The sequence below is a fragment of the Halorubrum yunnanense genome, assembly GCF_026586675.1.
In the GTDB taxonomy this organism is placed as follows: domain Archaea; phylum Halobacteriota; class Halobacteria; order Halobacteriales; family Haloferacaceae; genus Halorubrum; species Halorubrum yunnanense.
The window spans coordinates 92,120-106,693 of sequence record NZ_JAODIX010000028.1; the positions used below are offsets into that span (position 1 = coordinate 92,120).

Annotated in this window: 14 protein-coding genes, 1 tRNA gene and 2 pseudogenes; 11 read left to right on the plus strand and 6 right to left on the minus strand. The window is 66.4% G+C overall.

Features of this window, described 5'->3' with window-relative positions; all coding sequences use genetic code 11:
• Positions 1 to 2: 2 nt before the first annotated feature.
• Positions 3 to 1,148: an acyl-CoA dehydrogenase family protein gene (locus N5096_RS06660; RefSeq protein WP_267663534.1), complete on the minus strand. Its 1,146-nt coding sequence runs from the start codon at positions 1,146 to 1,148 to the stop codon at positions 3 to 5.
• A gap of 113 nt (positions 1,149 to 1,261) precedes the next feature.
• Here N5096_RS06660 and N5096_RS06665 point away from each other — a divergent pair, with 113 nt between their 5' ends.
• A complete protein-coding gene (locus N5096_RS06665) occupies positions 1,262 to 2,323 on the plus strand; it encodes a phytoene/squalene synthase family protein (protein WP_267663535.1) in 1,062 nt (353 codons plus the stop codon).
• 31 nt (positions 2,324 to 2,354) lie between these two features.
• On the opposite strand, the gene N5096_RS06670 is transcribed toward N5096_RS06665, so the two are convergent.
• The 3 genes from N5096_RS06670 to guaB form a co-directional block, all read right to left on the minus strand.
• A complete protein-coding gene (locus tag N5096_RS06670; RefSeq protein ID WP_267663536.1) occupies positions 2,355 to 4,319 on the minus strand; it encodes a DEAD/DEAH box helicase in 1,965 nt (654 codons plus the stop codon).
• 71 nt (positions 4,320 to 4,390) lie between these two features.
• Positions 4,391 to 4,978: a HalX domain-containing protein gene (locus N5096_RS06675; protein WP_267663537.1), complete on the minus strand. Its 588-nt coding sequence runs from the start codon at positions 4,976 to 4,978 to the stop codon at positions 4,391 to 4,393.
• Positions 4,979 to 5,113: 135 nt separating this feature from the next.
• Positions 5,114 to 6,601 (minus strand): IMP dehydrogenase, encoded by a 1,488-nt coding sequence (gene guaB, locus N5096_RS06680; RefSeq protein ID WP_267663538.1) that lies wholly within the window; start codon positions 6,599 to 6,601, stop codon positions 5,114 to 5,116.
• Between the two features lie 351 nt (positions 6,602 to 6,952).
• On the opposite strand from guaB, the gene N5096_RS16640 reads away from it, so the two are divergent.
• The 6 genes from N5096_RS16640 (at position 6,953) to N5096_RS06700 (ending at position 9,409) form a co-directional block, all read left to right on the plus strand.
• Positions 6,953 to 7,159, plus strand: coding sequence for a DUF8099 family protein (locus N5096_RS16640; RefSeq protein ID WP_464387850.1), 207 nt, complete (start codon positions 6,953 to 6,955; stop codon positions 7,157 to 7,159).
• Positions 7,160 to 8,188: a DUF5794 domain-containing protein gene (locus N5096_RS06685; protein ID WP_267663539.1), complete on the plus strand. Its 1,029-nt coding sequence runs from the start codon at positions 7,160 to 7,162 to the stop codon at positions 8,186 to 8,188.
• A 67-nt stretch (positions 8,189 to 8,255) separates the two neighbouring features.
• A complete protein-coding gene (locus tag N5096_RS06690; protein WP_267663540.1) occupies positions 8,256 to 8,477 on the plus strand; it encodes a DUF5795 family protein in 222 nt (73 codons plus the stop codon).
• 134 nt (positions 8,478 to 8,611) lie between these two features.
• Positions 8,612 to 8,786, plus strand: a tRNA-Trp gene (locus tag N5096_RS06695).
• 107 nt (positions 8,787 to 8,893) lie between these two features.
• Positions 8,894 to 9,061, plus strand: a complete 168-nt coding sequence (locus N5096_RS16645; RefSeq protein WP_464387891.1) for a DUF7123 family protein — start codon at positions 8,894 to 8,896, stop codon at positions 9,059 to 9,061.
• Positions 9,062 to 9,190: 129 nt separating this feature from the next.
• Positions 9,191 to 9,409 carry a YgaP family membrane protein gene (locus tag N5096_RS06700; protein WP_267663541.1) on the plus strand — a complete coding sequence of 73 codons (219 nt, stop codon included), beginning with the start codon at positions 9,191 to 9,193 and terminating at the stop codon, positions 9,407 to 9,409.
• Between the two features lie 159 nt (positions 9,410 to 9,568).
• Here N5096_RS06700 and N5096_RS06705 read toward each other — a convergent pair whose 3' ends face one another.
• Together N5096_RS06705 and N5096_RS06710 are read right to left on the minus strand one after the other, a co-directional pair.
• Positions 9,569 to 9,946 (minus strand): YccF domain-containing protein, encoded by a 378-nt coding sequence (locus N5096_RS06705; protein ID WP_267663542.1) that lies wholly within the window; start codon positions 9,944 to 9,946, stop codon positions 9,569 to 9,571.
• Positions 9,947 to 10,580: 634 nt separating this feature from the next.
• Entirely contained in the window at positions 10,581 to 11,936 is a 1,356-nt protein-coding gene (locus N5096_RS06710; protein WP_267663544.1) for an outer membrane protein assembly factor BamB family protein, read from the minus strand.
• A gap of 206 nt (positions 11,937 to 12,142) precedes the next feature.
• Here N5096_RS06710 and N5096_RS16505 point away from each other — a divergent pair.
• The 4 genes and pseudogenes from N5096_RS16505 (at position 12,143) to N5096_RS06735 (ending at position 14,555) form a co-directional block, all read left to right on the plus strand.
• Positions 12,143 to 13,153 (plus strand): annotated as a pseudogene (locus N5096_RS16505) (tyrosine-type recombinase/integrase).
• Between the two features lie 183 nt (positions 13,154 to 13,336).
• Positions 13,337 to 13,708: a MarR family transcriptional regulator gene (locus N5096_RS06720; protein ID WP_267663545.1), complete on the plus strand. Its 372-nt coding sequence runs from the start codon at positions 13,337 to 13,339 to the stop codon at positions 13,706 to 13,708.
• Positions 13,705 to 14,058 (plus strand): annotated as a pseudogene (locus tag N5096_RS16245) (type II toxin-antitoxin system PemK/MazF family toxin). The gene N5096_RS06720 and the pseudogene N5096_RS16245 overlap by 4 nt, the downstream one beginning before the upstream one ends.
• Positions 14,059 to 14,417: 359 nt before the next feature.
• On the plus strand, positions 14,418 to 14,555 hold the full coding sequence (locus tag N5096_RS06735; RefSeq protein WP_267663548.1) for a hypothetical protein: 138 nt from the start codon (positions 14,418 to 14,420) through the stop codon (positions 14,553 to 14,555).
• Positions 14,556 to 14,574 lie beyond the last annotated feature (19 nt).

Consider the following 14,574-nt stretch of genomic DNA (forward strand, 5'->3'; position numbering starts at 1 on the left):
GTCTACTCGTCGAGGAGCTGCTGCGCGATGGTGTTCCGCAGAACCTCGCTGGTGCCCTCGTAGATCTCCGAGAGCTTCGCGTCGCGGTAGAAGCGCTCGGCGGGGAAGTCCTTCGTGTAGCCGTAGCCGCCGTGGATCTGGATCCCCTCGTTGGCGACCTCGCGGGAGATCTCGGAGGCGTACAGCTTCGCCTGCGCGGCCTCCTTGATGTAGTCGCCGCCGCGCATCTTCAGGTCCGCAGCCTCGTGCATCAGCAGCTCCGCGGCGCGGGCCTTCGTGTCCATGTCGGCGAGCTTGTGCTGGATCGCCTGGAAGTCGCTGATCGGGCGGTCGAACTGCTCGCGCTCCTGCGCGTACGACGCCGCCTCGTCGAGCGCGGCCCGCGCGATGCCGACGGAGCGCGCCGCGATCGTGATCCGGCCGCCGTTCAGCGTTTTTAAGGCCTGCACGAACCCCTCGCCCTCCTCCCCGAGCCGTCGCTCCTCGGGGATCCACATGTCGTCGAAGCGGAGTTCGGCCGTGGGACACCCCTTGTCGCCGAGCTTGTCCTCTGTCCCCTCCACGATGAACCCGTCGTCCTCCTCGGGGCGGACGACGAACGAGGAGATCCCTTTCCGGCCCGCGTCGGGGTCGGTCTTCGCGAACAGGGTGACCGTGTCCGCGACGGAGCCGTTCGAGATCCAGAGCTTCCCGCCGTTGACGACGTAGCCGTCGCCGTCGGGTCCCGCGGTCGTCGACATGGCGGGCACGTCCGAGCCGGCCTCGGCCTCCGAGAGCGCGAACGCCCCGACGTCCTCGGCGGTGTTGAGCGCGGTGAGGTACGTCTCCTTCTGGCGCTCGTCGCCGAACTCGTACAGCATGTTGCCCGCGAGCGACGTGTGGGCGGCGACGACGGTCCCGAGCCCGCCGGAGCCGCGCGCGATCTCGGCGAGCCCGATCGCGTAGCTGTGATAGTCGAGCCCGGCGCCCTCGTACTCGACCGGGAACGGCATCCCCATGAGTCCCAACTCGGCCATCTCGTCGATCAGGTCGGCCGGGAACTCGTCCGTTTCGTCGATCTCGGCCGCCCGCGGGACGACCTCCTCGTCGACGAACGCCGCGACGGTGTCGCGTATCTGACGCTGCTCCTCAGAGAGCGTGAAGTCCATGGCTACCCCTTCCCGCAGGAGAACTTAGCCGTTTCCACACGGTTGTTCACGCCCCCCGCTTCGCGCGTTCCACGAGGCTTTTTATGCGTTGTGCCGTAAGTGTCGGTAACCGAATGAGCGGACGAGCACACGGTCCCGTCGAGCCCGACCTCTCGTGGTGTCACGAGGCGGTCCAGGGCGTTTCCCGGACCTTCGCGCTGACGGTCGACGTGTTGGAGGAGCCGATGGCCTCACAGATCTGCGTCGGATACCTCCTCTGTCGAGTCGCCGACACCGTCGAGGACGCCGGCCACATCCCCCCCGAGGCGCAGAGCGACGTGTTACGCACGTACCGCAACGCGGTCGACCCCGACTCGGACGTCGACATCGCGGAGTTCCGCGAGGCCGTCGACGAGTGGCTCCCGGCCGACCGCGACGACGACTGGGACGTCGTCGCCGAGGCCCCGACGATCGTGGCGACGTTCGAGGACTTGGACTCCGAGGCCCGCGAGGCCATCGTCCCGCCCGTGCTGGAGATGGTCGACGGGATGGCGATGTTCGTCGACCGCCACGCCACCCAGGGGGGGCTCCGCATCGACGACCGCGACGAGCTGGAGCAGTACTGCTACTACGCCGCCGGCACCGTCGGTAACCTCATCACGAACCTCCTCACCCGCGGCGACGTCGGGGAAGACCGCGCGCAGCGCCTCCGCGACACCGCCGAGGAGTTCGGGCTCCTCCTGCAGCTCGTCAACGTCTCGAAGGACGTGTACGACGACTACACGGAGGAGAACAACGTCTACCTCCCCGCCGAGTGGCTGGCCGACGAGGGGGTCGACCAGGAGCGCGTCGTCCACCCCGACAACCGGGAGCCCTCCGCCCGGGTCGTCGGCCGCACCGCGGAGTACGCCCGGTCGTTCCTCGACGACGCGCAGGCGTACCTCGAGACGATGCCGCTCTCGCACGGGAACACGATGGAGGCGTGGACCGTCCCGTTCCTGCTCGCGGTCGGCACCCTCCGCGAGCTCAACTCCCGCCCTGAGGACGCGCTCACCGAGACCGGCGTGAAGGTCTCCAGACAGGAGGTGTTCGCGGTGATGTCGGTCGCCGGCGACGCCGGCCGCGACTCGCTGGCCGACCTCCGGCGCACGATCGCCCGGACGCCGTTCCACCGGGCCGTCGAGCCGGCGGACTGACGGATCCGGTCGGGTCCTTCGGTTTCTCTTCTCACAGTCGCGCTCGCGCCCCCGAGACCGCCGGCACGCCGACGCCGATCGTCTCCGCGAGCGCCTCGGCCGCGCTCAGCAGCCACTCGGCGCGCTCGATCCGCGAGTCGAGGTCGCCCGGCCCGATCCGGTACGCCTCCACGAGCTCCTCGACGGTCGACCCGCCGATCCACTCGTCGAGGATCCGGGCGGTCTTCACCGACTCCAACCACTCTTCGAAGTCGTCGGTCTCGTGCATCGCCGTGGTCAGTTCGCCGGCGTTCGCCCGGGCGAAGCGGTAGATATCGGCGCGCTCCTCGTTGCCGAGGTAGGTGTCCTGCATGTCGGGCGTGTCGCAGATCACCTCGAGGGCGGTGAGCGTCGTGGCGTCGGCCATCCCCGCGGCAGTCCGAAGTCCGGCGACGATCCGCTCGCCGGTCTCCGGCCGGACGTACTGCTTCGAGGTCGTCTCGCCGACCGGCGTGGCCACCAGCCGGTACCCCTCGACGTCACCGGTCTCCCGGCGGACCATCCCGGCGGCGACGAGGTCGTCGACCGCGACCGCGACGGCGTCTGCGAGGCCGCCGGCGCCCGCCTCCCGGGCGTAGAAGGTGCCCTCGAACACGCCGAGGATCTCCTCTTCCGTCTCGGCGAATCCCGTGGCGATCGCCGAGAGGACGTGGGTCCGGAGCGACGCGGGGTCCGCGAGGGTCGACTCGACGGCCTCGGGCTCGCCCGCCACGTAGCGCTCGACGAGCTCGTCCTCGGCCTCGGCGTCGCCGACGAGCACCGCCTCGCCGTGCGGGTCGAGCCCGGGCCGGCCCGCGCGGCCGCACATCTGGTGGACCTCCAGCGTCGGGAGCCACTCCATCGCGGACCCCGCGTAGCGCTTCTGGTCGCGGACCACCACGCGGCGCGCGGGGACGTTGACGCCGGCGGCGAGCGTCGGCGTCGCGCAGATGCAGGCCACGTCGCGCTCGCGGAAGGCCGCCTCGACGACCGAGCGGTGGCCGGACCGGAGCCCGGCGTGGTGGAACGCCACCCCCGACCGGAGGCAGTCGGCGAGCTGCCGCCCGGTGACGGTGCCGTCGACGTCCTCGACCTCCTCGGCCGCGGTCTCGGCGGCCGATTCGATCCCCATCTCCTCGGCGAGCCCATCCTCGCCGAGGCGCTCCGCCAGGGCGACCGCCTCGGTCCGCGACCGGACGAACGCCAAGCACTGGCCGCCGTCAGCGACCGTGTCAGCGACGAGCGCGGCGGCGACGTCGCTGTCGTCGGGACCGTCGTCGTCACCGTCCTCCCCAGGGCTCCCCTCGCCCTCGACCGCGGCGTCGATCGCGGTTCCGTCGTCGAACTCCACGTGGCCGCCGACGGCGACGCCGGTCCGGAGGTCTACCGGGCGCCAGTCCGACTCGACGAGCGCCGCGTCCAGCCACCCGGCGATCGCCTCCGGGTTGTCGACGGTGGCCGAGAGCGCGACGACCTGCACGTCGGGGTTCCGGCGGCGCAGCGTCGCGAGCGTCACCTCGAGGGTCGGGCCGCGGCGCTCGGCGCCGAGGAGGTGAACCTCGTCGACGACCACGCAGGCGAGCTCGTCGACCCAGTCGGCGCCGTTGCGGATCGCCGAGTCCACCTTCTCCGAGGTGGCAACGACGACGTCGTTGCCGGCGAGCGCCTCGCCGGTGGCGTCGAAATCGCCCGTGGAGATCCCCACGTCGACGCCGGGCAGCGCGGCGAACGCCTCGTACTTCTCCCGGGCGAGCGCCCGGAGCGGGCAGACGTACAGCCCCGGCCCGTCCGCGGTCAACAGCCCCAGCTCGGCGACGAACGTCTTCCCCGAGGCGGTGGGGATCGCGGCGACGACGTTCGCGCCCTCGCAGACGCCGGCCTCGACGGCGGCGGCCTGCGGCGGGTACAGCTCGCGGATGCCCCGCTCGGCGAAGTGATCGACGTACGGTTCGGCGAGCGGGAGGTCGCTGACGCGCATTCGGCCGTCGGTTCGGTCGGACCGTATTTAAATAGTCGGCGAGACCCGGACCCGGGATTGCGGCCGGTTCGTCACTCCCCGCCGTCGAACTCCTGGAACAGCTTCTCGAAGTCGTCGTCGTCCTCGGTCACCGCCTCCAGCGACTCGTCCGCGCGCGACCGCAGCTCGCTGATCCGGTCGGTGAGCCGCTGATACTCGTCGTTGTCGGCGAGTTCGGTCGCGCTCTTCTCGGTCTCCAACATCGCCTTCTTGGAGGTCAGCGAGAACAGCTCCTGCATCTCCGTGTCGTACTCGCCGCGCCGCAACAGCCCTGAGGCCGTCTCCTTGAGGGTGTCGCTGGTGACCGGCTTCACGAGGTAGTCGTCGAACCCCATCTTCAGAATGTCGAAGTCGGGCTCGACGGCGGTGACCATCGCGACCCGACAGTCGATCCCCCGCTCCCGCACCGCCGACAGCACCTCGTCGCCCGAGAGCCCGGGCATCCGTCTGTCGAGCAGAATCGCGTCGACCTCGTCGTCGGCCCGGTCGAGTTCCTCCAGCGCCTCCTGGCCGCCGTACGCGGTCCGAACCCGATACTCGTCGCCGAGCCACGCGGCGTACAGGTCAGCCAGATCTGGTTCGTCCTCGACCACGAGGACGAGCGGCGGTTGCTCACTCATGGATTCTCGGAGCGACGACGTGTTCGCTCACACGTTCCCTCTCTTCGCTGACTATATTAAAATACCTCTTCGCATCCGCACCGCCGCCACCGAACCCGGTCGATCGGCCCGCCGATCGCCCGGGAGACGGGTCGGTTACTCGTCCGGGCTGTAGTTGGGCGCCTCGTCGGTGATCATCACGTCGTGCGGGTGCCCCTCGGTCTGTCCGGCGCTCGAGACGCGGACGAACTCGGCGCGCTCGTGGAGCTGGGGGACGGTCTCGGCGCCGACGTATCCCATCCCGGAGCATATGCCGCCGATGAGCTGGTGGAGCTCCGAGGCGAGGCTTCCCTTATAAGGCGTCGCGGCCTCGACGCCTTCGGGGACGAACTCCTCGTCTTCCTCCTCCTCCTTGAGGTAGCGGTCACCGCCGCCGGACTTCATCGCGCCGACCGAGCCCATCCCGCGGTACTGCTTGTACTTTTTCCCCTGCATCGTGATGACGCGGCCCGGCGCCTCGTCGGTGCCGGCGAAGTACGACCCGAGCATGACCGCGTTCGCGCCGGCGGCGAGCGCCTTGATCGCGTCGCCGGAGTAGCGGATCCCGCCGTCGGCGATCACCGGGACGCCGTGTTCGGTCGCGACGTCGGCGACCTCCGAGACCGCGGTCATCTGGGGCATCCCCGCGCCGCTCACGACGCGCGTGGTGCAGATCGACCCCGGCCCGATGCCGACTTTCAGCCCGTCGGCGAAGTCGACGGCGGCCTCGGCGGCCTCTCGGGTCCCGACGTTGCCGACGACGACGTCGGCGTCGACGGTCTCTTTGATCGCCCGCGCCGAGTCCAGCACGTTGAGGTTGTGAGCGTGCGCGCAGTCGATGAAGATCACGTCGACGTCGGCCTCGTCGGCCGCGATCGCGCGCTCCTCCTCAAAGGGGCCGACGGCGACCCCCGCGAGCAGTCGGCCCCGCTCGTCGCGGGCGGCCTCCTCGTGCTCGCGGCGCTGGAGGATCCCCTGCATCGTGACGAGCCCGACCAGCCGGCTGTCGTCGTCCACGATCGGGACGCGCTCGATCTTGTGCTCGTACATCAGTTCGAGCGCCTCCCGCGCGTCGACGTCCTCGGGCGCGGTGATGACCTCGTCGGTCATCGCCTCCCTGACGGCGTCGTCCTCGCCGACCTCGAGATACGGGCGGATGTCCGTGCCGGAGATGATCCCGAGGACGGCGTCCTCCCCGTCGACGACCGGGGCGCCGGAGACGCCCTGCCGTTCCATCACGGCGTCGGCCTCGCGGACGGTGTCCTCGGGCGCGATCGTCACGACGTTCTCGCGGCGGATGACGAGCTCGTGGGCGCGCTTGACGCGCTCGACCTCGGCCGCCGTCTCCTCGACGGTCATGTTGCGGTGGAGGACGCCGAGCCCGCCCTCGCGGGCCATCGCGATCGCGAGGTCGCTCTCGGTGACGGTGTCCATCGCCGCCGAGAGGATCGGCACGGTGAGTTCGACGTTCTTCGAGACGCGCGCGGAGAGGTCGGCGTCGTCGGGCTCCACCCGGCTCTCCATGGGACGGAGGAGGACGTCGTCGAACGTCAGCGCTTCCGGCACGTCGAGCTTCGCAGAGAATCGACCGGAGTTTGTCTCCATATAAATCGTCGTGAGTGCCGGCTGAAAAACGTTGCGAGTCAGCACGGACGTGTACGTCGTTCTCATCCAGATCCGGTATGTATGCAATATCTCGGATCAAACTATCACAGTGAGGTCGGCACCGGCTTCGATCGATACCGACGCCCGCCCCGCCGGCTCGACCGGGTGACGTTCGCGGCTCGTTTCCCACGAATCGGCGCTCGAACGACGGAGGCATCGACGGATCGTCGGCGGAATCGGATATCCCTCGTCGGGTCTCACCCGCATATATAAATGATGGACGGCGATCGCTCGTGTCGTGCGGACAGGTCTCACACAACCTTTAACGCGACCGAAACACGTATATGCAGTATGGACTCCGACAGTCCCGTGAACGCGCGCACCGCCGGCCAGCCGATCCGCGTCCTCGGCGCCCCCTTTACAGCCGGCAATCCGCGCAAACTCTTCACACGGGCTCGTCGGGCCGCTTTCGGCTTCGACTCCGCACGCCGGGCCCTCGGCTATCGCGGGTCGTCCGCTTCCCACCGTGTACCCGTTGGTCAGGGACACCGCCCCTGAATGAGCGTCTCACGCCACCCGATAGCGCTCCGCTTAGAGCGACAGGTGGGCAGCGCGACGAAGCTGCTCGCCACCGTGATGGTGCTGCCGCTGATCGACGGCATCTTCCCCGCCCTCATCATCGCCGGCGTCATGTCGACGGCGACCGGCGTCGTCGAGACCGGGATCCTCATCTTCGGCGGGTCGGCCACCGCGGCCGTGATCCTCGCGGAAATGGACGGGAACCGCCGGCAGATGGCCACCTCCGTGCTGCTGATCGGCGCGGTGGTCGTCCCGCTGGCGGCGCTCGAAGCCGCGTTCGCTCCCACGTTCAAGGGGTTCCTCAATCTCTCCATCTTCGAGCGGTTCGCCGGGCTGGTGATCCTCACGATCGCCGCCAAGACCGCGAGTTCCGAGATCGGCGAGTTCCTCCCCAGTCCCGGCGTCATCATCTCGCTCGGCCTCGTCGCGAGCTTCGACCCCAGCGGCTTCGCGTTGCGCCCGAGCGAGATGACGTCGCCGGAGTACGTGCTCAACGGCGCCGCCGCGGCGGGCGTCGGCGTCGCGTTCGCGCTGTCGATCGCGCTGCTGTCGCCGCACCTCCGCGGTCGGGTCGACATCGACCGCTTCCGGTTCGGTTCCGCGGTCGCGCTCGGCGTGCTCGCGCTCCCGATCCTGCTCGGACCGTTCAACTTGATGCAGACCGAGGCGCCCATCGCGCTGGCGGTCCTCGCCGTCACCACGCTGTTCGCGTACGATCCGAACGCCGACCCCGTCGCGGGCGCCGGCGGCGACTCGTCGGGCGACGGCCCCGTTGATGGCGACGACGCGGCCGATGGCGACGAAGCGGTCGACGGCGGCGTGGACGACGCGTCGGACGGGGACGAGGGGCTCGCTCCGACCGACCCGCCGCTCGACGCTCCGCCGGACGCCCCCCGTCCGATCGTCGACGACGACGTCGCGGTGTTGGCCAACGACGGCGACCGCGACGCGAGCGACGACGACACGGACCCGTTCACCGACGACGACTCCCGGGCGCCCTGGCTGTAGGGGTCTCGTCGGGAGCGCCCGCTCGGCGTGTCGCCGGGGTTTAGGTGCTCCGACGTCTACGCAAAGTATGTCCAATCGCGTCGTGCAGGGGCGAATGGTGACGCCCGAGAAGCTCGCTGAGCTGGTCGAGGGCGAGTCGGTGCTCGAGGCCGAGTCGATCGCCGACGCCGACCGTGACTGTCCGGACTGCGGCGGCGACGTCATCACCGTCGGCTACATGCCGAGCGTCACCGAGTTCGTCACCGGATTCAAATGCCAGGAGTGCGACTGGAGCGACGACGACCGCTGAAGCGAGGCGTCGGGCGTGAGGCCGGCGCGTCGCCCGGTTAGAGGTGCCGCCCGCGACGTCGCTCCGTCCCTCGATCGCTCGCGATCGAAACCCCTTTACCCGCGTTTCGGCAACCACCTAACGCGATACCGCACGGGGCTGTGGCCAAGCCAGGCATGGCGACTGACTCCAGAGGTTCGCGCCCGGGACGACACTCCAGACTGATATACCGAGCGGGCGACTGATCATCGCTCGCGTTGACGACCCTCTGGAGTTCCGAGGCGCACCGGAGATATCAGTCGATCGGGGGTTCAAATCCCTCCGGCCCCATTCTCTACCGCCGCGGGCAACGTCGCGAGCGGCGGTACCGTACCGAGGGAGGATTTGGATCGGGGAGCGGTAGCGACCGTAGTTCAAATCCTCCCGTCCCGTTCCGAATTTCTCCCTTCGGCAACCGCCTCCGGGCCGAGACGACCGACGGCGGGACGTATTTCAAACCGAAGTGCACCCCCGACGACGTCGCCCTCTCGCCGAAGGAGGTGGGCGCGCCAATTGTCCAGCTTCAGGACTCGATGGGGGATCTCCGAACCAAGACGTGGTCGTAACCGGGCGGTTCCGTGGCGCATCGCTCCGGCGCAGCGGGTCGTTCCTCACCGCTATCCGCCCCTCCGTCGGCTCCCAAGGGTGTGTGAGTTCACCGCACTGTTTTATCCGAGCAGCCCCTGAGCGATCACGTGAAACGAAACGTCGGACGAGTCGACGCGCTCGCACGAGTCGCCGGCGGCATTGCGATCGCGGTGTTCGCGCTGCTCGTTGCGACCGGTACCCTGACCGTCCCGGTCGTTTCCGCGGTCGGGCTCGGGATCGCCGGAGCGGTACTGATAGTCGAGGGCGCCACGCGACGGTGTCTGTTGTACCGCGCGCTCGGAATCGATCGCTGTCCGGTCGAGTGAGCCCCTGCCCGCAGACCGACTCGACCGACGTCGGACGCAGCTCCTCCGCCTCGCCTCCGTCTTCAGATCGACGCTGTCCGTTCTGCTCTACGGATTCGATAAGGGGCCGCTGAGCCCGGAGTCGGTCGGACGACGCCGGCGAGGTAGTGACCGTCGGAGTCACCCGTGAAACCGGTACAGCGACGTGACGTACGGCAGCCGGTTGAGCATCCAGATCGCGACCGGCAACCCGATGACCGTGATCGCGAGGGCCGACGCCACGTTCGCCCACAGCAGGCTCAGCCACCAGCCGACGAGGGCGAAGTAGATCCCTCGCACGGCGAGCGAGCGTTGCCCCCGTGCCGACTCGGGCTCCGAGAGCGACCGCGGCTCCGCGAGCGTGAGCACCGTCGGAACGAGGTTGATCAGCTTGATGCCGATCGGGAGCAGGACGACCGTGACGTTGAGCAGCCACGCGACGTTGACGACGATCGGCGTCACCCACCAGCCGACGACCACGAACCACAGCGCGCGAACGAGAGGAGATCGTCGCGTCATCGGCTCCGCTAACCCCTCAAGCGTTGACATCCTCCCCGCGCTGAAGCGCGAGGATTCCCACGGCACTGCACCGCTGGGTTGGGATGTTTACGGTTTGTAGCGACCTTAGAAGGCGGCTACTGGCTGTGCCAACCAGCCGTTACTCCTATCCCGGCATGGGATTCAGAGATACTTTTGCTGACTACACTCCGAGTTCCACAACAAAAAGGGGTGCTTTCTGTGTGGAATCGGGGAATCCCGATATTGTCCGATTAAACGGGCGGGCAGGCCGCCTCGGCTAACTGGTGGTACAACAATAGATTAGTTAAAACATCCGACCGGGGCGGTGGTCGTGGTTGATGTAGAATACTGTCGGATCCATCCCCGCGCTAAAGCACGGGGCTTTCTCCTTGATTCTCCGTAAACCCGTATCGTCGGTTCCGGCGATCCGCGGAGCATGGCGGGACAGATCGACGCCTCAGCCGCCACGGCGTTGACCTCGATCGAAGATGGGCTCGGAGATGTATCTGGACGCGGCTCCGATCAGCAGGAACGAATCCCGAGTTCGGTGGTGTTTCCAGTCTCTTTCGTGCTGCGGAACCGAGTCCACCGTCCACCGGCACGACGGTGGCGTTCCCTCAGACGGCCGATGCTGTCAGTCGACTCGCAGCGGTTCGCCGCAGTTCGAACAGTACCTGCCCTCCGGAAGCTCCTGCAGGTCGGCTCCGCAGTGCGGACAGAAGTTGACGCCGTCAGCAGCGGCGTGGGAGGACCACCCTGTCGGGTTCGTTTCCCGGTTCGATGTCGGGCCCGATTGCCCGCGTTCGTCCGGTCGGTCGAATACGTTGGTGTCCGGGGAGTCGGGCGAGGCTCGCTCGCGACCCTCGGACACGCGTTCGTCGACCTCCCTGCCGTCTGTCGTTCGCCCGTCGTGATGTCCGAGGGTGCCAAGGAGCACTCTCGACCCCCGGCTGTCGGCGTCGGACAAATCCGCGGTGACGGCGTACACCGTGCCGTCTTCTCCCCCCACATAGGCGGTCCCGTCTTTCACCGTCGGAGCGGATCGAATTTGATCACCCGTCCCGAACGACCAGTTCTCCGTTCCCGTCGCCGCGTCGACCGCGTACAAGCGGTCGTCCCGGCTTCCCACGTACGCGGTCGATCCTGCCACCGTCGGCGACGAAGTCACGGGACCTCCCGTTTCGAACTGCCAGTCTCGCTCACCGGTCTCCGCGTCGATCGCCTCGAGGCACGCTCCGACGCCGACGTAGACCGTTCCGTCGGCGACCGTCGGGGAGCTCCGTATCGGGCCCCCTTCTTGATCGACACGCCACTGCCGATCCCCGGTTCGAGCGTCGATCGCGTACAGCCGCCCCGAGTCGCTGCCGACGTACACCGTTCCGTCGACGACCGTCGGTGAGGACCGGACTTGGTCGTCCGTACCGAACGCCCACCGTCGCTCCCCCGTCTCCGTCTCGAAAGCGTACACGTGTCCGTCGTCACAGCCGACGTAAACGGTGTCGTCGACGACCGTGGGAGACGAGTTGAATCCGTCTTCGAACACCCGTTCCCACCGCTTCGTGCCGGTCGCCCGATCCACCGCGTAGAACCGACTGTCCCCGTCGTACAGCTCGACGTCGCCGAAAAACACCGTCTCCTCAGAGAGCGTAGCGGACGTCCAGTTCGTGCTCCCGTTCTCGAACGTCCACTTCAGGTTCCCCGTACGCGCATCGACGGCGACCAGACGCCCTCGCGTTCCGAGTTGCAGTTCGAAGTAGACCACGCCGTCGGCCACAGCCGGTGAGGAGTAAACGAATCTGCCGCTATACTCTCCGTCCAGGTCCGTGACGTCGAACAGCCACTCGCGCTGCCCTGTACTTGCCTGCAGCGCGTGGAGGTGTCCGGCGTCGTCGCCGACGTACACCGTCTCATTGATGATTGTCGGTGAAGAACTGACGGCATCATCGGCGGTGAAGCGCCACCGTTCACTACCGGGTGAGCCGGAATCCATACCATAGCGTCTCTATCTGGAGCTTAAAAACTCCCGCTCGGCCGAAGGTGGCTTCTTTATACCTGGCCCAACACCGCCTGCTAACTGTCACCCATCACGCGGAATGATGGGCGCTGCAGGGTAGCGCTCACGGCTTAAGAAAATTGGTGATTCGCTGAACGGGTGTCGAAGGCCCCGCCTTGGTGTGGTTCGAGATCGATCGACCCATGGAACTCGAACCAATCGACCCCGACACGGCGCTCGAGTTGTACATCGCGGAGAAAGAGACCTCGGTTGCGGACTCGACGGTGGCTTCACACAAGTCACGTCTGAGTTTTCTGCTCAGGTGGTGTGAGGAACGCGACATCGAGAACCTGAACGAGCTGACCGGCCGGCGGCTCCAAGAGTTCCGGCTTTGGCGGCGCAACGTCGGCGACCTCACGAAGGTGAGCGAGAAGACGCAGATGGACACGCTACGCGTGTTCGTTAGATGGCTGGAGTCCATCGACGCCGTCGAGTAGGACCTCCACAAGAAGGTCCGCTCACCCGATATCACGCCCAGAGAGAACAGTCGTGACGTGATGCTCGAGACCGACGACGCCGAAGCGATGCTGGCATACCTGGAGCGCTACGAGTACGCTTCGCTCCGCCACGTGACCGCGACACTCCTGTGGCACACGATGCTCCGGATGGGCTCGCTACGAGCCCTTGACCTCAAGGACTACGACCCGGAAGAGCAGTCACTCCGGGTTCAGCATCGACCTGACACCGACAGGCCACTCAAGAACAAGCGGGAAGGCGAACGGATCATCGCCGTCTCGAACGAAGTCTGTCTCGTCCTCGACGACTGGATCCGCGAGCAGCGGCTCGACGTCACGGACGACTACGGCCGAAACCCGCTCCTCTCGACGACTCGCGGACGGGCTGGTAAGTCGACGATCCGAAGCTACTGCTATCAGATAACGCGTCCCTGTGAGTACGGGCAAGAGTGTCCGCACGGCCGCGACGAGAGCGAGTCTGAGGCGAGAGAGCGGGACCACGCTTCGAAATGTCCCTCGAGTGTGAGCCCACGTCCCTTCCGCCGTGGAGCGATCACACACTACCTACAGAGTGACGTGCCGGAGACGGTGGTCGGCGACCGAGCGAACGTGACACCCGACGTCATCGACCAACACTACGACCAGCGGTCACAGAAGGAGAAGATGGAACAACGGAGGGGGTATCTCGACGATATCTGAACTCTCCTCAAAACAGGGACTGAGGGAGCCCATTTTCCGACTCAAATAGCAGTAGTTGAGATTGGTGGCCTCAATGCATACGCTTCTCGAACTCCTTCGCGATGGACAGTGATTCACCTTCAGCAATTTCGGAGCTTTCGTTTCTAACACTCTTCACAGCGGATGACGTTCCTCCTTTCAACGATGTCCATCGACCGAGACACATTCGAGAACACGGACGAGGACGAGCTCGCGGATCTTTCGGTCCCTGATCAGGTCCTCGGGTTTCTCGCCGCCAACGAGCATCGGGCGTTCAAGGCTCGCGAAATCGCTTCTCAGATCGGCGCTGACGAGGGGGCAGTGAGCACTGCGCTCTCACGGTTAAAGGACCGTAACTTGGTCGAACACAAGGCAACGTACTGGGCCGTGACTGACGACGCCGAGCGACTCGACGGGTATAGCGGCTACGAACGGGCGACCGATCTGTTCAACGAGCAACTCGGTGACGAAGACACGGAGTCGTGGCGCGAACATGCACCCAGTGAGCCACACCCGAGCGTGGAGAACGAGCAGTGACTGACGAGAAAGCGACCCCGATTTTTGAGCGGGGCGACGTCGTCTACGGTGATGACCCGTTCAAAGGCGAGGAAGATGCCCGACCGTGGCTCACTCTCTCGAATCACGACGACCGATCATTCCACGGCGAGCAGTATATCGCGCTGACGTTGACGACGAAATCCTAGATGGACGGCCTCATCGATATTCCAGAAGAGAAATGGCTGCGTGGTGGGACGCCCGACGAGAGTCGAATCGTCCCATGGGGCGTCCAATCGATCGACCACGAGGATATCGACTTCTGGCAGGGACAGGTAAAAAGCGAGATTGTCGACGAAGCGGTCGCTGCCCTCGCCGAAGAGTTGCAGTAGCTGATCTGTACGAGAACAACCGGAATCTACAGGCGAAACAGGCCGAGTGCCTCGGGGCTTGACCCCGAGATATTCTACGCTCTGAACGGCCTCCAGTTCGACTACGACCGGACAATAAAAGAGACTCTGAAGGCACTCGCAACCGACGAGGCGAATGTCGATGACGAGGACGTGATTACGCATCTAAGAGCGAATGCGGAGCCGCTTGCGCCAGAATACGAAGTGACGATCCATCTCTGGCTGTCGCGTATCGACGGCACAGCCCAGTTCTCTGGGCCACGAGAGTACGAAGAGACACATGAAAACCCATCTAACGAACCGAACGGTTCTGACCATGACCCCCATGGGGAGAGCTAAGAATGACTGCCGAAGGTGACCATCCCGAGATCCCCGATGAGATGTCTCCCGAGGAGGCGCGGCAGTATCTCATTCGGTTCCTCGGACGGCAGGACCTCGACGAACACGAGGAGATCCACGACGAACTCGCGACCGAATAGGACGCAATCCGACGCTGAC